Consider the following 17,653-nt stretch of genomic DNA (forward strand, 5'->3'; position numbering starts at 1 on the left):
GTGGCACGATCGCCTAACCATTAGCTTTCTATATCCTGACAGAGTTGTTGCGGTAATTGTGCGATCGCCCGTTGGAACGGTGCAAAATCGCGCAACCCGTGGGACAAAATCAATGCACCCTGAATCGCGATCATGGCATCTTCGCCGCGTTGTTTTGCCTGAGTTGCATCCAGTCCTGCTGCGATTAGAACCTTGGCGATCGCTTCAATCCATTGCGAAAATGCCCAGCTAATTTTGGTGTGAAACAAATCGTCACTAGATTGTTCCATTACCAGCACTGCCCAAAGACAGGAATTTTGCCCCTGATTAAAAAATCGATTTGTCTCCTCACACATAGCCTGAAACTTCGCGATCGGCTTTTCTTGCCGTTCCAAAATTCCTAAAATACTGGTTTCCAACCATTGATTGACTTGAGAGAGCGCCGCCTCCGCCATCTCTGCCTTGCCCCCTGGGAAATGATGATAGAGGCTCGCTTTCCCCAAACCAGTTTCATGGGAAATTTTTGAGAGGGTTACACCTTCATAGCCAAATTGGCGAAACAGTTTGAGTAAAGAAGGAACATGGGTTTGTTTAGACATAAGCGCGAAGATACATTCATCCATGAATATTATACCGAACGAACGGTATAAAACTTTGCCTTCAAAAAGATACTATTGCCAGCTTTTTAGAAGGTCGAGTGCTTCATTGCACCAGTCAATCCATCCTTGCTCGAAGCTAATGCCTCGACGTAACGTCAGGTAGGCAAAGCGCGCCCCGATCTCACAGTCTTGGGGCGATCCAAAAAAGCTGCGTTCGATCGCTTGATAAATTTCAAGTTGCTGCTGATGTAACTGATGATGGTCTTTGATTTTCTGGACGATCGCTTCCTCAGGAATGAGATACCCCGCATAAATTTTGACTAAAAATTCGTCTTTACTTGGCGCAATATCGCTGGATTGCAACAGCCATGTTTTTAGATGAGATTGCCCCAAATTAGTGACTGAGAATATCTTTTTATCTGGTCGTCCCTCCTGGGCGATCGCTTCGGCGGCGATCAAGTTATGCTGCTCTAGTTTTGTTAACTCTCGATAGATCTGTTGGTGCGTAGCTTGCCAAAAAAATCCAACGGAGCCATCAAATTGCTTGGCGAGGTCATAACCACTTTTGGGTTTGTGGATCAATGCAACCAAGAGGGCGTAAGCGAGGGACATATTTTTGGAATTTGCTAAAACTAGGGTTAACATATGCACTTAATTGAGTATACATTATCCAATATATTCAAATAAGTGCATACTAACTAAGTTGAATATACACAAACACCCACTCACTTATAGGAGGCAAAACGATGAACGCCGCTCAGAAAGAACTTCACGTTGTATTTGGTACAGGTGCTTTGGGCATGGCGATCGCCCATCAACTGTTGATACGAGGCAAACAGGTGCAAATGGTTAGCCGCAGTGCTAGCGTGCTGCCTAAAGGGGTGGAATTTGTGAAGGGTGATGCTACCGATCCGCGCTTTACACAGGCAGTTTGCCAAAGCGCACAGGCGATCTATCACTGTGCTGGACCAAAGTACAACTTTAAAGCTTGGGCTAAAGAATTTCCCCCATTGCAGCAAGGTATTCTCGCAGGTGCGATCGCGAGTGGTGCGAAGTTAATCTATGGCGATAGTCTTTATGGCTATGGCAAAGTCAAGGAACCTATGCGTGAAGATTTACCCTATGCCGCAACCACCCATAAGGGCAAGATGCGCGCTCAACTTGCCGAGACTTTGATGGCAGCAAGTCGCGCAGGCAAAGCGAAGGTGGCGATCGCCAGAGCTTCCGATTTCTATGGCGAAGGCGTTCTCAACTCAGTATTTGGCGAACGTGTATTTATTCCAGCGATTCAAGGCAAGACGGCGGAAGCGATTGGAAATTTGGATCTCCCTCATACCTACACGTACATTGGCGATTTTGCTAAGGCGATGATTGTTTTAGGAGAGCGAGAAGAAGCGATCGGGCAAGTCTGGCACGTTCCCAATGCCAAAACCATCTCAACAAGGGAAATGCTCAATCTACTCTTTGAAGAGTTGGAACTACCAGCCAAAATGAATGGCATGGGCAAATTAATGATGCAAATCGGTGGATTCTTCATTCCCGAAGCCGCAGAATCGGTTGAGATGATGTATCAATTTGAGCATCCATTTGTTGTTGACAGCTCTAAATTTGTCAAGGCTTTTGGCGATCTTGCCACACCTCATCGCGAGGCAATTCGTCATACGATCGCATGGTATCGCCAATATCTACAGTCACAAGCAGAACGATGATTCTATTTTAAATTCACTTGCGATCGCCTTCCTAATTCAAGTTCTTTCTGCATAACACCCCATATTAGGTTGGTTATACAGAAAAATTCGGGATATTATGCCAAATAGTTGTGTTATTCCAAAACTTTCTGCATAGTCAGCCTGTAAAGAGTAGATATACGGAAAGCTTTCGTACAATATAAAGTTGAGCCGCTTAATTATTGTGGTGGGGGCGGTACAGTAAAGCTATCTGTTGGGGTCAGAGATTAAGTTGCTATTTAAAGTCATCTGTAACCGATTGTCTGAAAAAGAAGATATTGATATAGGTAGTGCAGCTTACATATGATACTTAAAACGCAGCAGTTGGTTTTGAGACCGATTTTGGAGAGTGAGCTTAGCACCCTCCATATGATTTTTACTGATTCCTACGTCAGGAAGTACCTGTGTGACGATCAAGTCTTTTCTTTGCAACAGGTTGAAGAAATGCTCAAACAGAGCATAAAGCATTTTGAGGAAGAAAAATTTGGTCTTTGGTTTATCAAGATAAATAATGAAAGTGAAGTTCTTGGATTTGCTGGCTTGTGGTATTTCTTTGATGAAGAACAGCCCCAGTTAATCTATGCCTTGCTCCCTAAAGCGCTCAAAAAAGGCTACGCTACTGAAGCTGCAAACAAAATAATAGAGTATTGCTTTGATGAACTTGGTTATGAGTATCTTGTAGCAAGCTGCGATCGACCAAACATTGAGTCGCAAAAAGTAGTGGAAAGACTGGGAATGAAGAAGATAGAAGAAAAAGTTGTGAATGGGAGTCCTATAGTGATCTTTAGACTTGAAAAGTTGTAGTAGAAACACAGCCCAATCGGGTGGAGAAGGGTGTTTAGCGAGAGTGTCAAGTAAACTGTGTAAACTCTGAAATCTAGATATTGACCGTTTTCACCCGAAATAATGCAATCAAAAAGGTTGCTACAAATGCTAGTCTTGCACCATGCCATCCCAGGTATGGACGTAATGCTTCTCTTAGTAGGATAATTGGTTCCATGGGGTTTCTTGGTTCTGTTGTTATTTCCTATGAAACCCCTCTTCTGTCTTTATTGCAAGGTTTTGTCCTGTACTAAGGTTTCTATCTGAGATTAGGCAAGTAGAAATGATTCGCTTCGTTGTTGAGTTCCAACAACTTGCAGCCTTTATCCAAACTCAGGAACCTGGTCTCAAAGGATTTGAAAAGCGTGACCTCGAAAGAATGCGTCAGTTTTACGAAACCTATCCCGATTCACAAATTACGACCGCAGTGCGGACACAATGAAGCTGGAATCATCATTACTTATCTCACGATGAGGGATTAAAATGAGGATCTAAACACACCTGAGAAGAGTCAGTTCGCTGTATTGCGATCGCAAAGTGTTATGTCTCCAACTTTGAGCATCACGCTACTAGGGGGATTTTCCCTGACCTATGGAGATTGCCCGGTGGCAGAAATCGCCAGTGGGCAACCACCGCCAGTGCTCCTACCGCGATCGCAAGCTCTGTTGTCATACTTGGTGTTGCATCGCCACACTCCCCAACCTCGTCAGCGGATTGCCTTTCACCTCTGGTCAGAATCGACTGATGAGCAGGCGCGGGCTAACCTGCGTAAAGAGTTAAGTCGGCTGCGCCATGCCTTGCCCAACCCAGATGAATTTCTGCGGGTAGACACCAAAACGCTGCAATGGTTACCCAATGGAAACTTTACGTTGGATGTGGCTAAGTTTGAAGCTGGTGTGAAAGTAGCAGACCCAGCCACGGATAAAAATGCCATCCAAACTCAGTTAACCCAAGCACTGGAGTTATATCGCGGTGACTTATTACCCGATCTAGACGATGAGTGGGTGGTTGCCGAACGGGAACGGCTGCACCAGATTCACATTCGAGCATTAGAACGACTGATTGCCCTGTTAAAAGAACAGCAAGATTACCAAACTGCCTTGACCTATGCCCAGCATCTGTTGCGAGTGAACGATCTGAATGAAGCCGCTTATGTCACATTAATGCGATTACATGGGTTAAATGGCGATCGCGCCAAGGCATTGCAGGTTTACCATCAGTGCATGACGATGTTACGGGAAGAATTGGGCATCGATCCCAGTACCAGCACTCGCAAACTGTATGAACAATTGTTGCAAGAAGACGATGTGACCGATGAGCGTTCGCGCCGCGATGCCAATCACAGATCGTCCTTTTGGTCACGTTTATCGCCGCCGCCCTCACCAGCCCATTTAGCACAATCCCCCTTAGTGGGACGCGAGCAAGCGTGGGCATCCATTCAACGGTGGGCAAATGCGGTGCTGCGTCAGGAGCACCGAGCGACTATGGGGAATGCGGCAATAGATGCTGAATTCACGGTGCTGTTGCTGGTGGGAGAACCTGGAATTGGCAAAACCCGTTTACTAGAAGAATTACAAGCATTTGCCCAGTCCAATCGCACCCAAATACTATGGGGAAGGGGCTTTGCATCTGAAATGATGCGTCCCTATGGTATTTGGACTGATGCGTTGCGGTCGGCTGCGATGGTCAAAGCACAGCTTCCTGGTGCGTTGGTTGTTGGCACAGCCGTCCCGCAGGGGCTAAAGGACATCGCTTCAACCGTCAATTTCCCTTCAGCCTTAGGATTCTTGCTGCCCGAATTGGGGCAACTGTCCCCACCACCACCCGATCTGAGTCATTTATTTGATGGTGTGGTGCAACTGCTGATGCAATGGGCTAATCAAGCGCCGTTGCTGATCCTACTCGATGATATCCAATGGATCGATGAAGCCTCGTCTGCCATGCTGCACTATGCGATGCGCTTGCTACGTCCTTTACCCGTTTTGTTTGCGCTGGCGGCTCGTGCCCAAGAACTAACGGAGAATGCGGCAATTTCGCGGGTGGTGCACGCCCTCAGACGAGAGCAGCGGTTGCAGACTCTAGAATTGCCAGCGCTCGATCGCGAACAAACGGCAGATTTAATTCGCAGCACCCACGCGATCGCACCGTCAGAGTTATCCTTAGCCGTCGTGAATCAGGTCTTTATTGACAGTGGTGGCAATCCTCTTTTTGCCCTAGAAATTGCCCGATCGCGTGGGCAGCATCAACCCAGCCATGCCAATACGGTCGAAGCGCTGATTGGCGATCGCCTGCACCAATTGGACGATGCAACTCGTGAGGTTCTAGCCTGGGCCGCCGCGTTGGGGCGAAGCTTCAAAGCCTCAACAGTTGCCAAAGTAGCAGACTATCCTGTGACCCAGTTGATAACGGCGATCGCCCAACTTGAGCGACAGGCAATCATTCGTTCTAGCACCGCTCTAGATGATGAAATAGGGTATGACTTTGCCCACGACATCGTGCGGCAGGTCGTCTACCAGCAGATTTCCGAACCCCGTCGACAGTTGCTCCATCGCCAGATTGCCAGCAAACTGCACGAACAGGCGACCCCAGACCAAGCTTTAGCCAGCGATATTGCCTATCATGCTGCACGGGGGGGCGATCGCGCGTTAGCCACATCTGCTGCTTTATCTGCTGCTCAGCGCTGCCTGAAATTATTTGCCTATGCCGAAGCCTTAGAGCTAGCTCAGCAAGGCATCCAGCAATGTCAGTTTCTCGATCCGCCCAACCGCATTCTCTTCCATGCCAGCTTGCTTCGGGTGCAGGCACTGGCGGGGGTGACAGGCGATCGCGCCACTCAAATAGAGCACGAAGGACAGCAATTGATTCGTGAATCCAAGTCGCTGGGAATAAACGAGGCAGAAGTGATCGCCATTGAAGCCCTGATAATTTTGCAATTCGATCGCAGCGATTTTGCTGGGGTTCATCAGCAGACGCTGCGTGCTCTAGAAGCCAGCCAGATGACCAGTCCATCCGTGACCGCGCGAGTGTTAGCGTATAGCGGTTCTTGTCTAGCAGAAATTGGCAGAAACCTGATTCGGGCGGAGGCGTTACTGTTAGAGGCACAGTCGCTTGCCAGTCGGGTAGGACTGGAGCTTTGTGATATTTTCGCTGGTTTGGGGTGTGTTCATCGTCATCATGGTCGCTATGAGGAGGCGCGATCGCAACTAAAACAAGCCTTGCGACTCACCCAAGCCCAACAAGATCACTGGCGCGAGTGTAACGTTCTCAGATACTTAGCCAAAATTGAATTGGAGACGGGGGATCTGGTCGCAGCCTTGTCTTACTGTGATGAAATATCGTCGATCGCCGCCAAAATTCAAGGGGAGGGGAGTGAAGCGGCGGTGGCATCTGCCCTAGCGGCACTCGCTCGATATCGGCTGGGGCAACCCAATGCCGAGATAGCATTAACTGAGACGATTGCCACGCTCCAACAGGTCGATGCGAAACGAATGCTCGCTTATGTGCTGACCGGGGCTGCAGCAGTCGATTTAGAGCGCGATCGCCCAACGTTAGCCGTAAATCGTGCTGAAGTAGCGCTTAAAAATGCTCAGATCGTCAATCATCCCAGTGAAATTGCGCTGAGTTGGGCGGTTCTGATTCAGGGATTGTTAACATTGGGAGAACAGCAACAAGCGACCGATCGACTTGAACTGCTTCAACAGACCATAAAACACGACGATCTGAGCATCCTAGCTCAGTCCGCTGTCAAGCGAGCGATCCAGCAAATGCAGGCGGGTGTCGCGTCTCAGTGTAAGTCACCCAAACAACCTTAAACATCAAATTGAGGTGCTTATGTCTCTTGTAATTGTTGAAACCCTTTCGGACTCGCCACTGATCCTCGAAGAGTTGACCGATCCGCACAGTCTTGTGTTGAAGTGTTTGGCAGAACGGAATGCAACTTGGCGGTATTCGCTATTGTCGAGCGATCGCCATCGGATGATCTGCACTTTTGAAGCTCCCGATGCGGAATCGGTACGAGAATCCTATCGCAAAGGGGGCGGTTTCTTCAGTCATATCTGGTCTGGAGAATTGATGCTTCCAGAGAGCGATCCACCGCTGCACGACGACACTAGCCTGAAAATATTTGAGGTTACCTTTTCGGAAGGTTTAACCCAGGAACAGTGGGACGAAGCCAATCGACATGTTCTCCCATGCTACGCCGAACGCGGTGTTGAATGGGTACAATCCTATGTATCGCGCGATCGTACCCGCGTTGTTTGCGAACTCAATGCGCCCGATGCTGAGGCGATCCGCGAAGCCCATCGTAAGGCTGGCGTTCCCTGCGATCGAGTCTGGTCAGCCCTACTCATCAAGCCATAGGAGCATCTACCAGCCTGACAACACGCATACTTTCTTTCGGCTGGCTATAGTCACGTTGCTGGATCGTTTTTGGAACGGTTGCGGATCGCTGTGCTCGTTATCGTAGGTTCAGATGCATAGAAAAGATGCAGCATCGGAGGAACCTATGACCATCTCTCAACACACGATCGTCTTGGCAAACAACGTTGCCAGCACACCGCAACAAGAGTTCAATCCTGGGACTGGACACCCGATAGCCCAAATCAGAACAGCCGCGATCGCCGAACAAAAATACATCATTGCCGGAATGGTGTTGGCGTTTAGCAACGATCCAGCAGCGCGGTGGATGTATCCCGATCCCTATCAATATCTCACCCATTTTCCGCACTTTGTGCAGGCATTTGGCGGCAAAGCCTTTGCTCAGTCAACCGCCTACTGTATTGACGGGTATGCTGGTGCCGCCCTATGGTTTCCGCCGAGCGTGGAGCCGAATGTGGAACCCCTGATTGAACTCTTGCAGCAAAGCCTGTTCGAGTCGGAGCAAGCGGATGTCTTTGCCGTCTTGGAACAGATGGAGCACTACCATCCCCAGTCGCCCCATTGGTACTTGCCAATGATTGGCATAGAACCGACGCAACAAGGTAAGGGCTATGGTTCAGCCTTGATGGGGCATGTGCTGATGCTGTGCGATCGCGATCGCCTCCCTGCCTACCTCGAAGCCTCTAAACCAGCCAATATTCTTTTTTATGAACGGCATGGGTTTCAGGTACTCGGCACTATTCAGGCTGGGGCATCGCCGCAAATTTTTCCCATGCTGCGTCTTCCCCAATAACGATCAGAGGGGATCCTGACCGTTCGGGATTTGCCACGGGTGCGATCGCGGCTTCAGAAAAGCTCACAACTATGGCAACCGTAATGGCAACCGTTAGCCATTGGAGAAACGTTAGAAGTGGAATTTGTAATTTGTAAACGGAATTGCTCAGTAAACTCAATCACAGGAGAAACCCTATGGCACGCTACAGAAACAATTTGCCCCAATTATCGAATGACTTATTCCTCACCGATGGTGGCTTGGAAACCACGCTCATTTTTCGAGAAGGACTGGATTTACCAGATTTTGCCGCCTTTGATTTGTTGAAGCATGACGCTGGTTATCGAGCCATTCAACAATACTTCCGCACCTATGTCAGAATCGCCACTGAAAATCAAGTTGGATTCATTCTAGAAAGCGCAACCTGGCGGGCAAATCCTGATTGGGGTAAAAAGCTGGGCTATTCGAGTGCAGCATTAGCGGCAATAAATCGCCAAGCGATCGCCCTCTTGCATGACATTCGTCGGGAAGCTGAAACTGAAGCATCTCGGATGGTGATTAGTGGCTGCGTGGGTCCCCGTGGGGATGGCTACATTCCCACCGATGCCATGACAGAGGATGAGGCACAACGCTATCACCAACCTCAAATTGAAACCTTCCGGGATGCTGATGCTGACCTGGTGACAGCCATTACGATGAACTATGTGGAAGAAGCGATCGGCATCACCCGTGCCGCCCAAACTATGAGAATGCCCGTGGTGATTTCCTTCACGGTGGAAACGGATGGCAAGTTGCCTACGGGACAAACCTTGCGGGAGGCGATCGCCCAAGTCGATGCCGCCACCCAGCAATATCCTGCCTACTACATGCTTAACTGCGCCCACCCCACACACTTTGCAGGCACATTGGTAGGGGGTGAATCTTGGCTAGAGCGAATTCGAGGCATCCGCGCCAATGCCTCTACCAAAAGCCACGCGGAATTGAATGAATCGGAAACATTGGATGATGGCAATCCCGCTGAACTCGGCAATCAGTACCACAAGTTGCTAGACAAGTTTCCCCAGATCAACGTGCTGGGTGGCTGCTGCGGCACCGACGATCGCCATATCGCAGCAATCTGCAATGCCTGCTTGCCCGTCGCTTGGGCACACCTTTCCAGCAGCAGCCGATTTCATGTAGCGGCAGTAAGTTGAATGCTCTCCGCCCAACCCACATCACCCCATCAGTACTACAAAAGGAGGCTCTATGGCTTCAAGCACAATTACAATTACAAACCCAAGTCCAGGTCCAATTCCAATTCCCCAATATAGCTACGCATCCATTCTGAAGGATGCGGCCAAGGTAACCTGGCAGGTGCAGGATTTGATCGGAGATGATAAACCATTAGATTTCAGCAAGCCCTTTTTGCCAGAGGCGATCGCCCACACCCAAGCAATTTCCTGCCTCACCCCAAAAGAACAACTCACCCTCAATCACATTCGCTCAAACAGTTACCTCCATTTATTTGGTCTGGTGGAGGAATTCATTCTGCCCCTAGTGATAAATCATGTCCAATCCCTTGGCTGTGCGAATATTGAGGCAACGCAGGCTTACCTCTGTTTCGCGCAAGAAGAGAGCAAGCACATTCACCTGTTTCGCCAGTTTACCGCTGCCTTTACCACCGGGTTTGGGTTTCGGTGTGAGGTGATTGGGTCACCTAGCGCGATCGCCGATTTTGTCCTCCAGCACCCCCCCCTGGGCGTGGCATTGGTCACGCTGCACATTGAGTGGATGACGCAACGTCATTTTCTCGATAGCGTTCGCCATCACCAGGGCGAACCACTCGATCCACGGTTTTGCAGTTTGCTCAAGCATCACTGGCAAGAAGAAGCCCAGCACGCCCGTCTAGATACTTTGATGGTGCAGGATCTGGCGCAAACGCTGAATACTGCGGCAATCGAGGCAGCGATCGATGACTATATCGCTATCATTCAATACCTCAATGATGGCTTGAAAGCCCAAGCGCAACTCGATCTTGCTGCTTTAGAACAGGCGATTGGGCGATCCTTGACCACAACAGAACGCGATGAAATCCAGCAAGTTCAGGAGTTATCGTATCAGCAAACATTTCTCGATGCTGGCATGACTCACCCCAACTTTGTGCAAAGCGTACAGGCATTGAGCACCACTGGGACTGCCCGCATTGCAGCGTTGGCGCTAGCCTGAGTGCTAGCTTGCATCGCTAACAAGTTTTCCTAACGCTACAGCTAACGGAAAAAACGACCAACTGCATCCATGTAACCCATGCGATGCAGTCGATTCAATTGTCTTTTTATCAACTCAATCAAGGAGTTTAATTATGACTACGCAACAATTACAAACCATCAACGGTGTTGCTCCCAGCGAATTGCGGGAGTTAGTCGAAGCGGTCTCACAGGATGCCACTCAAGGGCAACTGGCATTCCAGGCAACTACAGCTTGGGTAGATGGGACTCGCTCCGAAACCCACATCAAATCCTTTGAGTGGGCTGGACAGTCCTATACCCGTGACTTCACCTTAACCATCGACGAGCCTGAGGAATTGGGGGGCACGAATATGGGGCCTAACCCGCAAGAAGTGCTGCTCTCCGCATTGAACGCCTGCCTTTTGGCAACTTTTGTCGCTTTATGTTCCATGCAAGGCATCGCCTTAGAAAAGGTAGAAATTACCAGCAACGGTAAGCTGGATTTGCGTGGCTTCTTTCAACTTGATACAACAGTTCCCTCCGGCTATCAAGATCTGCACTGGATCTTAACCGTGAAGGGGAACGCCACAGCCGAACAATTTCAACAAGTATATGAGGCTGCCCTCAAGGCATCGCCCAACGTCTGGAACTTGGCACAGCCTGTTAGTATCAAATCTGAATTGCAAGTAGAACGGTGATTCTTTGAGCGATGAACAAGCAAGCCGTAGAAGCTTACTGGCAAGTCTATTTGGCAACGCGATCGGATGAAGCCGCAGCCTATTTGGTAAACCAGTTTGGCGATCGTCCTCAGTTAGCGGATGCTCTGGCTCAGTTGGTTCTGGCAGGAATTAAAACTGCCACTTGTTCATCTCTATGGGAATGGGAAGCAGAGGGGAGTGTCCTCCCCAAAATGGGATTAAAAACCATTGTATTGGATGGCAACCATCACCCCCTCTGCATCATTGAAATCATGGGAATCACGATCCAAGCCTTCAGTCAGATGGATGACCAGTTTGCTTACGATGAAGGAGAGGGCGATCGTTCACTAATTCACCATTCAGGTGATGCTATCTTAATGGTGAAAGAGATGACGTAAAGCCTGCTAACCATCGCATACATCGCGGATTGGTGACCCTTGGCTTCGTTTGAGTGTCATTGCCGCCGATGACGCTCGTCGTTAATTCGGTGCAATAGGAAACATTGCATCTAAAGCGATCGCTACATCAGGAAAAGCTTGCATTGCGATGCTGTCACTTCTGGTCAGAACAAATTCTTCGCGATAGATTCCATTCTCTGGCTGACGGAAGATGTAAACTTGTTGGCTTTTTAGATCGAGAATCCAATATTCTAAAACTTGGTTTTTGGCATAAATACCTGCTTTTTGCTTGCGATCTTTAGAGATAGTGGAATCTGCCACTTCTATCAGCAGGTAAATATCGGCAGCTTCAGGATGTCTCAAAGAATATTCGTTCGCATCAAGACGCACGACTGCAATGTCTGGCTCTGGCTCGGAATCATTCCCTAGTGTGACAGGCAACTGAACGCGAATTTCAGCGCGATCGCCTAGCAATCTAAACAGCAACTTACTACTACGCTGCACGCTAGAAGCATGAAACGGTCTTTGCGGACTCATACAAACAATTTTGCCTTCCAAGAGTTCTACGCGATCGTCCTTGTCCAAAACTCCAGCCTCAATCATCTGGTGATAGGCAGCGATCGACCAGAGATGGATTTGCGGTTCGAGTTCTTCCTCTATTTCTGCACCAATGACTCTTGCTTGCATGACAGTCCTGCTCAAAGCTTGGTTATCTAGTATTTTAACAAAAATGAGAAATACACTCTGGCGTGCTTAACAGAACGCCGAGATCGTCGTTACCCCTAATCTTTGAAGTTAGAGGCAAGGTCTAAAACAATTTTGCGAATCGGGAGGAAATCAATCGGATCGACAACGGTTTTACCATCAGGTAAAACTTCAAAATGCAGATGAGGGCCCGTACTCCTACCTGTGCTGCCTACCTCAGCGATCGCCTGTCCCTTTGCAACCTGTTGTCCTTTTCCCACTAAAAGGCGATTGGCATGGGCATAAAAAGTCTTGCTGCCATCCACATGTTTAATTTCGACGAAATTGCCATAACCACCAGCATCCCAACCCGCATCACTGACAATGCCATCCCCTGCGGCAAACATAGGAGCCCCCATCGGAGCAGCAATATCAATGCCTTTATGCAAACGTCGCACCCCATCAATCGGATGAACGCGCCAGCCAAACCCTGCGGTAATTGCGCCAGTTACAGGCCAAGTAAATTGTTTCGTACCACCATTTAGGTCGGCGGACGCCACAGAATCAGGTAACTGCATCGTCCAGCGACCAGGGGTTTTTGATTTGAGCTTGAGTTGTTTGGGGTCAAAGTTGACATCTGGGGCAAATTCAACCACGAGTCGTGCTGTTCCAGCATCCACCTGACCAACTCTGACAGACTGCACCCCATTTCCCACTCTACGCCTAACTGTGGGTCCTTTGTAGGTAATACCAGGTAAATCGATCACAACCCGCGTCGGATTGGCAATGACTACCCCTTTAGGCTCAATGTCATTTTCTAAGGAAAACTCAATGCGATTTTGGGTCGAATCATACACAAATGTCTCCAAACGATTTGCCTGTGCAGATTGTGGAGCCATACAAAGGACTGTACCGACACAGCCAGCAAATAAATAGCCCAATCTGTTTCCAGCGTTAGATTCTTTGGAATTAAACATCAGCATTTATGGTGTGAGTGAGCAACAAAAAACAGGAGCTAGAGGGATTAACTCTTGATTCCCCGAAGCGATGAAAGGAACGTGCGAGATTTTACACTAAATCAAAGAAAATGACCTACTTATTCTGAATTTTTCTTTAAGAAGTAGTTTTCACGCAAACTGTTCCCTTGGCAAGCCCCTTACGATAAAAGGCTTATAGCAAATAGGAATGCCCTGTTAATTTTTAGTAGATTAAAACACTTATGGCGTAAAGATTTCAGCATTCCCAAAAAATCACGATCGCACTGAAGTCAACGCATATAACTCGGTGACTTCTATAATTTAGGAATTAGAAAAATTAACGGCAGTGTAAACCCAGTTATGAAGTTAATCTTGTACAGTAAGCCCGACTGTTGCCTATGCCAGAGTTTGCTGGAAAAGTTGCAAGAAGTCCTCAAGCTAAATCGCGTACAGTTTGACTTAGAAGTTAGAGAAATTACCAGCAACCTCAACTGGTTTGACAAATACGAATACGAAGTGCCCGTGCTTTGTCTGTGGAATGAGAAACTAGATCCACCCCAAGAACAACAGCTACCTCGATTTCCGCCGAGATCGCCTGTATCAAAGCTGGAACAATTATTGCAGCGATACGAATCATGACTTCGACTCCGCTCAGCCAAAGTTGGCAAATCTTAGGTCAGCGAACGGAGTCAAACTGAACTGCAGCCTAGTTGCCCGTAATAATATGCTTTGTGGTCGTTAGCGCATATAAATCGATCATGCCTGGGTAACGTGAAGCACCCCTAGACTTTAGACTCGACATCCCCAGGGCAATGCGCAACATACCGCTTTCGCCAATGGTGCCAAACCGATAAAAGCGATTATGGGCATTGATGTAGAGCGTACTGCTATTTACCAAACTGGAAAATTTATGGCGTTCGGGTAAAGAGTCGGTCAAAATCACATCGGCGTGACCGCTGCTATATTGATTGATCCAAGCGATCGCTTCATCGATCGAGTCCACCACTTTAATGGCGATCGTGTTATCTAAGTAAGCTAGTCCCCATTGGCCTTCAGAGGGAATTTCACCATGATTTGGGGGTAACTTGATGCGATCGGCTTCATTGTACTGTTCGTTCAGCAGTTCGGTATAGCGGTAGTAATAAACTGCCGTAGTATCGCATCCGCGCACGACCAAGCCTTGCTTCTGTAACTTGTCGATCCATTCGGCTAAGCCTTTGTCGAGCCACGAACGATGGACGATGATTTTTTCGATCGCGTTGACAGGGTCGGGCTCACCTTTGCGGCTGTTGAGAATAATCTCTTGGGCCAAGTTGAGATCGCCCGATGGCGAAATGTACATGTAGCAGTTGCCCATGACGGTTGGGAGTAGGGCAATGGTCGATTGTTTAGAGACCTGCTGCACAAAGCTAGGGCGACCATAGGGGATCACGAGGCGTAGGTATTTTTCTTGGGTAACTAAATCCTTGATCGAGCTACCTTGAGGTACATGGGTCAAACTTGATTCTGACAAGCCGCGATCGCGGAGTACCGTTTTCACCAACTGCGCGATCGCGGTGTGGGAGTGACTGCCTTCAATACCTCCCTTGAGAATAATGCTATTTCCAACTTTAAAGCACATGCAAGCGGCGATCAGCCCTAACTGGGGAAATCCCTCATACACAAAGGCAACAGTTCCGATTGGAACGCGTCGATAGCCTTCATAGTTCATGTGAATGGCAAGGGGATCGACCATTGCCGCCAGATGGGTGAGGCATTCGATCGTATGTTGTAAGCGTTCGGGCGTGAGTTTCAGCCATTCCAAAACCAAGTCTGGAATCGCCATGTCCCGACTAGCTTCGAGATCGAGTGTGTTTGCCTCAAGAATACGATCTTTCTCTAACTTGACGGCTTTAGCAATATCTAGGATTAACTGATTTCTATCTTTGGACTTTACCTGAGCTAGTTGAGTTGCGGCAGCATGGGATTGATAAACAAAGCCTGTCAGGTCTTCTGGTGGCATACTCAAGCTCTCATATCTCTAAGAAACTAAGGTATCTAAAAAATTAGGAGTCGCGACGGCGCAACACTAGCACCCACCATGTTATCAAAATTAGGAGGATAACAAGTATGCTGATGACCAATAGGCTGGGCGGAGAACCTGTGTTTACCGCTAACAAAATCACTAATAACCCCATAGACGCAAGCATCATAGACACAGGTGGGTCTAGGGGATGCTTTGTGGATGAACTACGACTTGGCTGCCATTTAGAGCCCAGCCATTGCCAAGCACGACGATAGGGATCTATTCCGCCTAGTTGTACCAGACTAAACCCATTATCTTCAACCACAAAGATTAAGGAGCAGCGATCGCACCCCAATGCATCTGTGAGCGTAATCGGTTGTAGTTTGCCGCGTTTGCGCGGACATGGACAGGGATAGCTTTGCTGTTGATCGATCTTTTGAGCTTTAGATATGTGCACTTGAAACCTACGATCGTGATGGAGCGCGTCAAAAGTTACAAAACTAGTGGTAATTACGAGATCTTAACTGATGCATTAGGTGAAATAGCGAAGATTTTTGGGGATAAATTAAATTGTTTACAATTGCACTAATTTGCTACAATCAAAAACTGTTGCACTAATACTGCATCAATTTGCGGATGTGGCGGAATTGGTAGACGCGCTAGATTTAGGTTCTAGTGTCTTTGACGTGAAAGTTCGAGTCTTTTCATCCGCACTTAATTAAATACCCACAAGAAAAAGGTTTCAGATGTTTCATAACGCCAGAAGCCTTTTTCTATATAACCTACTTATCTTCGGGGAAATATGGCTCGTGGGACATATCTCCAATAATAGACTTGACGCCTTCGATGGTAGCAGGAATCGTGCGCTGTTGTCGTTCGCCTTCAGCGCGGAGGATGGTCGATTTTTGGTAATCGTTCACAGGGTTTTGTGTAGCGCCAGCAATAACAGTGTTAATTGCTATAAGCCCTAATTTAAACTCGATCTATAGCTTACCCATCCGATCGCCTAGATTGCATTAAACAAATATGTCAAATTATTGTGGTTGGCGATCGCTGTATCCCCCTATCTATCTTTTTATAGGCGATCCATATTCTCGTTGCTAAAGTCTGAGCAAGATATTGCTGAGATTCGGTTAAAAAATTCTTTTTTGAAATGCGGGAACAACATAAAGTCATTTGTTGTCTTATTAGTCCAAGTTCGCCCGTTAACGAACAGAGCATTTTAAAACATAGCGATCGAGATTGAACCCATGCTTGCTGAGTTTTGACTCAGCAGATATAGGCTCCTTTTTGCTATGCCGATATTTAATCGAATGATGTTCTCGTTACATGGATGGCTTTGGATATTTCACAGAGGAATATCTATTAGGTGTGTAAAAATCTAGTTTGAGGATGTATATACGTATGAAGAAAACTTATTTCCTATCGCTACTCACGATCGCAACTTCATTGGGCTTTGTTTCTCTACCTGCCTATGCTGACAAGACTGTCACGCAGATCATCAATCAAGAGATTAATGTCGTTGGGAACGGAAACACGATCAACCAATCTGCTGTCCAAACTAACGTGCAAACTCAATCAAATAACCGTAAAGACAAGCCAGGTAATCGAGGTAATCGAGGTAATACTGATACCTACCAAGAGCTCAATCAATCAGCCAATGTGCAGGGCAATCACAATAAAATTCGCATGAATGCCCAACAGGTAAATGTGAGTAGAGAAGGACATCGCGATCGCGACCACGAGCGCGGTCATAGAGGTCACAAGAAGGATGATTAATTTTCTTCATAGAGGCTATATTTATGCAGCATAAGAAGTTTTTCTTTTCATGCGCAGTTCTCTCTTTTCTTTTGTTGTTCCCTGCGATCGCCAATTCGCAGCAAGTCGATATTAAAACTGGGAACACGCGCACCATCGTTGATGATGATGGCAATGTCTATATAGAGACCGATCCTTCTACCATTGACTTCCAGTCAACACCATTACCAACCGACAATCCATCTAATTTCTCTAGGGGAACTCGTACTTATAGTACGAACAATTCCAATAACTGTCGTAATGATAGCTATACCTATAAAAATAATGATGGTGGAAACTCGGTATATAGCCATAGTTCTACTACGGTTTGTCGCTAGCGAAACCAATCGCTATTTCATCAAGATCTTTAAAACTGAGGGGTTTGACTTTGCTCACCTCTCAGTTTCGTATGAGAACCTGTACCTTATTCGACAAGCTTCAATGTTAATTCCGAAACTTCTAGATTTAATCCCTTAAACATTGGAGGAACAGGTTGCAGCCTAAGAATCTATTACGAATACGAGAATAATTATAAGCTTGACAAAATCGATTTTTTAATGGAAGTCTTTGTTTTGAGGATATTGAAATATGCGGAACAACTGTAAGCAAGCTTG

The 17,653-nt window shown here is 47.4% G+C and carries 21 protein-coding genes, 1 tRNA gene and 1 pseudogene; 14 read left to right on the forward strand and 9 right to left on the reverse strand.

The features are described 5' to 3' along the window. Positions 1–20: 20 nt before the first annotated feature. Both ACP2WE_RS08510 and ACP2WE_RS08515 read right to left on the reverse strand, forming a co-directional pair. Complete coding sequence (locus ACP2WE_RS08510) at positions 21–578, reverse strand: TetR/AcrR family transcriptional regulator (RefSeq protein WP_425215125.1); 558 nt, start codon at positions 576–578, stop codon at positions 21–23. A gap of 72 nt (positions 579–650) precedes the next feature. Beyond that, on the reverse strand, positions 651–1,190 hold the full coding sequence (locus ACP2WE_RS08515; protein WP_425215270.1) for a PadR family transcriptional regulator: 540 nt from the start codon (positions 1,188–1,190) through the stop codon (positions 651–653). Positions 1,191–1,324: 134 nt separating this feature from the next. Here ACP2WE_RS08515 and ACP2WE_RS08520 point away from each other — a divergent pair, with 134 nt between their 5' ends. Both ACP2WE_RS08520 and ACP2WE_RS08525 read left to right on the forward strand, forming a co-directional pair. Beyond that, the gene (locus ACP2WE_RS08520) at positions 1,325–2,287 is read left to right on the forward strand and encodes an NAD-dependent epimerase/dehydratase family protein (protein ID WP_425215126.1); all 963 of its coding nucleotides are present in this window, start codon (positions 1,325–1,327) and stop codon (positions 2,285–2,287) included. 321 nt (positions 2,288–2,608) lie between these two features. Beyond that, positions 2,609–3,109, forward strand: coding sequence for a GNAT family N-acetyltransferase (locus tag ACP2WE_RS08525; protein ID WP_425215127.1), 501 nt, complete (start codon positions 2,609–2,611; stop codon positions 3,107–3,109). A gap of 76 nt (positions 3,110–3,185) precedes the next feature. On the opposite strand, the pseudogene ACP2WE_RS08530 reads toward ACP2WE_RS08525, so the two are convergent. After that, positions 3,186–3,305: pseudogene (locus ACP2WE_RS08530) on the reverse strand (IS4 family transposase); the annotation flags it as partial. A gap of 105 nt (positions 3,306–3,410) precedes the next feature. On the opposite strand from ACP2WE_RS08530, the gene ACP2WE_RS08535 reads away from it, so the two are divergent. The 4 genes from ACP2WE_RS08535 to ACP2WE_RS08550 all read left to right on the forward strand — a co-directional run bounded on the left by ACP2WE_RS08535 (position 3,411) and on the right by ACP2WE_RS08550 (position 8,297). Further along, positions 3,411–3,569, forward strand: coding sequence for a DUF1016 N-terminal domain-containing protein (locus tag ACP2WE_RS08535; RefSeq protein WP_425215128.1), 159 nt, complete (start codon positions 3,411–3,413; stop codon positions 3,567–3,569). Positions 3,570–3,669: 100 nt separating this feature from the next. Then, positions 3,670–6,939 carry an ATP-binding protein gene (locus tag ACP2WE_RS08540; protein ID WP_425215129.1) on the forward strand — a complete coding sequence of 1,090 codons (3,270 nt, stop codon included), beginning with the start codon at positions 3,670–3,672 and terminating at the stop codon, positions 6,937–6,939. 19 nt (positions 6,940–6,958) lie between these two features. Then, positions 6,959–7,486, forward strand: a complete 528-nt coding sequence (locus ACP2WE_RS08545; protein WP_425215130.1) for a DUF4242 domain-containing protein — start codon at positions 6,959–6,961, stop codon at positions 7,484–7,486. A 145-nt stretch (positions 7,487–7,631) separates the two neighbouring features. Further along, positions 7,632–8,297, forward strand: a complete 666-nt coding sequence (locus tag ACP2WE_RS08550) for a GNAT family N-acetyltransferase (RefSeq protein WP_425215131.1) — start codon at positions 7,632–7,634, stop codon at positions 8,295–8,297. Here ACP2WE_RS08550 and ACP2WE_RS08555 read toward each other — a convergent pair. After that, positions 8,242–8,457 (reverse strand): hypothetical protein, encoded by a 216-nt coding sequence (locus ACP2WE_RS08555; RefSeq protein WP_425215132.1) that lies wholly within the window; start codon positions 8,455–8,457, stop codon positions 8,242–8,244. The two genes, ACP2WE_RS08550 and ACP2WE_RS08555, sit on opposite strands and share 56 nt — an antisense overlap. 16 nt (positions 8,458–8,473) lie before the next feature. On the opposite strand from ACP2WE_RS08555, the gene ACP2WE_RS08560 reads away from it, so the two are divergent. From ACP2WE_RS08560 to ACP2WE_RS08575, 4 genes are all read left to right on the forward strand, one after another. After that, positions 8,474–9,469, forward strand: coding sequence for a homocysteine S-methyltransferase family protein (locus tag ACP2WE_RS08560; protein WP_425215133.1), 996 nt, complete (start codon positions 8,474–8,476; stop codon positions 9,467–9,469). A gap of 52 nt (positions 9,470–9,521) precedes the next feature. After that, positions 9,522–10,481 carry a hypothetical protein gene (locus ACP2WE_RS08565; protein WP_425215134.1) on the forward strand — a complete coding sequence of 320 codons (960 nt, stop codon included), beginning with the start codon at positions 9,522–9,524 and terminating at the stop codon, positions 10,479–10,481. Positions 10,482–10,614: 133 nt separating this feature from the next. Beyond that, positions 10,615–11,178: an OsmC family protein gene (locus ACP2WE_RS08570; RefSeq protein ID WP_425215135.1), complete on the forward strand. Its 564-nt coding sequence runs from the start codon at positions 10,615–10,617 to the stop codon at positions 11,176–11,178. Between the two features lie 11 nt (positions 11,179–11,189). Continuing rightward, positions 11,190–11,576, forward strand: a complete 387-nt coding sequence (locus tag ACP2WE_RS08575) for an ASCH domain-containing protein (RefSeq protein ID WP_425215136.1) — start codon at positions 11,190–11,192, stop codon at positions 11,574–11,576. Between the two features lie 81 nt (positions 11,577–11,657). On the opposite strand, the gene ACP2WE_RS08580 is transcribed toward ACP2WE_RS08575, so the two are convergent. Next, complete coding sequence (locus ACP2WE_RS08580) at positions 11,658–12,263, reverse strand: Uma2 family endonuclease (RefSeq protein WP_425215137.1); 606 nt, start codon at positions 12,261–12,263, stop codon at positions 11,658–11,660. 95 nt (positions 12,264–12,358) lie between these two features. Then, positions 12,359–13,237 (reverse strand): M23 family metallopeptidase, encoded by an 879-nt coding sequence (locus tag ACP2WE_RS08585; protein WP_425215138.1) that lies wholly within the window; start codon positions 13,235–13,237, stop codon positions 12,359–12,361. A 360-nt stretch (positions 13,238–13,597) separates the two neighbouring features. Here ACP2WE_RS08585 and ACP2WE_RS08590 point away from each other — a divergent pair, with 360 nt between their 5' ends. Then, complete coding sequence (locus tag ACP2WE_RS08590) at positions 13,598–13,876, forward strand: glutaredoxin family protein (protein WP_425215139.1); 279 nt, start codon at positions 13,598–13,600, stop codon at positions 13,874–13,876. 67 nt (positions 13,877–13,943) lie between these two features. Here the strand turns inward: ACP2WE_RS08590 and ACP2WE_RS08595 are convergent, their stop codons facing one another. Together ACP2WE_RS08595 and ACP2WE_RS08600 are read right to left on the reverse strand one after the other, a co-directional pair. Continuing rightward, positions 13,944–15,239, reverse strand: a complete 1,296-nt coding sequence (locus ACP2WE_RS08595) for an aldehyde dehydrogenase family protein (protein ID WP_425215140.1) — start codon at positions 15,237–15,239, stop codon at positions 13,944–13,946. Between the two features lie 43 nt (positions 15,240–15,282). Then, positions 15,283–15,699, reverse strand: coding sequence for a hypothetical protein (locus ACP2WE_RS08600; protein ID WP_425215141.1), 417 nt, complete (start codon positions 15,697–15,699; stop codon positions 15,283–15,285). Between the two features lie 175 nt (positions 15,700–15,874). On the opposite strand from ACP2WE_RS08600, the gene ACP2WE_RS08605 reads away from it, so the two are divergent. Beyond that, positions 15,875–15,955: transfer RNA gene (locus ACP2WE_RS08605), tRNA-Leu, on the forward strand. Positions 15,956–16,024: 69 nt separating this feature from the next. Here ACP2WE_RS08605 and ACP2WE_RS08610 read toward each other — a convergent pair. Beyond that, positions 16,025–16,162 carry a hypothetical protein gene (locus tag ACP2WE_RS08610; protein WP_425215142.1) on the reverse strand — a complete coding sequence of 46 codons (138 nt, stop codon included), beginning with the start codon at positions 16,160–16,162 and terminating at the stop codon, positions 16,025–16,027. A gap of 484 nt (positions 16,163–16,646) precedes the next feature. Between ACP2WE_RS08610 and ACP2WE_RS08615 the strand changes: the two genes are divergently transcribed. Both ACP2WE_RS08615 and ACP2WE_RS08620 read left to right on the forward strand, forming a co-directional pair. Then, on the forward strand, positions 16,647–17,021 hold the full coding sequence (locus ACP2WE_RS08615) for a hypothetical protein (protein WP_425215143.1): 375 nt from the start codon (positions 16,647–16,649) through the stop codon (positions 17,019–17,021). 23 nt (positions 17,022–17,044) lie between these two features. Further along, positions 17,045–17,377: a hypothetical protein gene (locus ACP2WE_RS08620; protein WP_425215144.1), complete on the forward strand. Its 333-nt coding sequence runs from the start codon at positions 17,045–17,047 to the stop codon at positions 17,375–17,377. The last annotated feature ends 276 nt before the right edge of the window (positions 17,378–17,653 follow it).

Source organism: Tumidithrix helvetica PCC 7403 (assembly GCF_965232925.1).
In the GTDB taxonomy this organism is placed as follows: domain Bacteria; phylum Cyanobacteriota; class Cyanobacteriia; order Pseudanabaenales; family Pseudanabaenaceae; genus Tumidithrix; species Tumidithrix helvetica.

Coding starts and splice junctions, on each gene's coding strand:
- ACP2WE_RS08585 (WP_425215138.1), bottom strand. CDS start 13,237: ATGTTTAATTCCAAAGAATCTAACGCTGGAAACAGATTGGGCTATTTA.
- ACP2WE_RS08565 (WP_425215134.1), top strand. CDS start 9,522: ATGGCTTCAAGCACAATTACAATTACAAACCCAAGTCCAGGTCCAATT.
- ACP2WE_RS08550 (WP_425215131.1), top strand. CDS start 7,632: ATGACCATCTCTCAACACACGATCGTCTTGGCAAACAACGTTGCCAGC.
- ACP2WE_RS08510 (WP_425215125.1), bottom strand. CDS start 578: ATGTCTAAACAAACCCATGTTCCTTCTTTACTCAAACTGTTTCGCCAA.
- ACP2WE_RS08590 (WP_425215139.1), top strand. CDS start 13,598: ATGAAGTTAATCTTGTACAGTAAGCCCGACTGTTGCCTATGCCAGAGT.
- ACP2WE_RS08520 (WP_425215126.1), top strand. CDS start 1,325: ATGAACGCCGCTCAGAAAGAACTTCACGTTGTATTTGGTACAGGTGCT.
- ACP2WE_RS08515 (WP_425215270.1), bottom strand. CDS start 1,190: ATGTCCCTCGCTTACGCCCTCTTGGTTGCATTGATCCACAAACCCAAA.
- ACP2WE_RS08620 (WP_425215144.1), top strand. CDS start 17,045: ATGCAGCATAAGAAGTTTTTCTTTTCATGCGCAGTTCTCTCTTTTCTT.
- ACP2WE_RS08580 (WP_425215137.1), bottom strand. CDS start 12,263: ATGCAAGCAAGAGTCATTGGTGCAGAAATAGAGGAAGAACTCGAACCG.
- ACP2WE_RS08595 (WP_425215140.1), bottom strand. CDS start 15,239: ATGCCACCAGAAGACCTGACAGGCTTTGTTTATCAATCCCATGCTGCC.
- ACP2WE_RS08570 (WP_425215135.1), top strand. CDS start 10,615: ATGACTACGCAACAATTACAAACCATCAACGGTGTTGCTCCCAGCGAA.
- ACP2WE_RS08540 (WP_425215129.1), top strand. CDS start 3,670: ATGTCTCCAACTTTGAGCATCACGCTACTAGGGGGATTTTCCCTGACC.
- ACP2WE_RS08575 (WP_425215136.1), top strand. CDS start 11,190: ATGAACAAGCAAGCCGTAGAAGCTTACTGGCAAGTCTATTTGGCAACG.
- ACP2WE_RS08545 (WP_425215130.1), top strand. CDS start 6,959: ATGTCTCTTGTAATTGTTGAAACCCTTTCGGACTCGCCACTGATCCTC.
- ACP2WE_RS08615 (WP_425215143.1), top strand. CDS start 16,647: ATGAAGAAAACTTATTTCCTATCGCTACTCACGATCGCAACTTCATTG.
- ACP2WE_RS08525 (WP_425215127.1), top strand. CDS start 2,609: ATGATACTTAAAACGCAGCAGTTGGTTTTGAGACCGATTTTGGAGAGT.
- ACP2WE_RS08535 (WP_425215128.1), top strand. CDS start 3,411: ATGATTCGCTTCGTTGTTGAGTTCCAACAACTTGCAGCCTTTATCCAA.
- ACP2WE_RS08560 (WP_425215133.1), top strand. CDS start 8,474: ATGGCACGCTACAGAAACAATTTGCCCCAATTATCGAATGACTTATTC.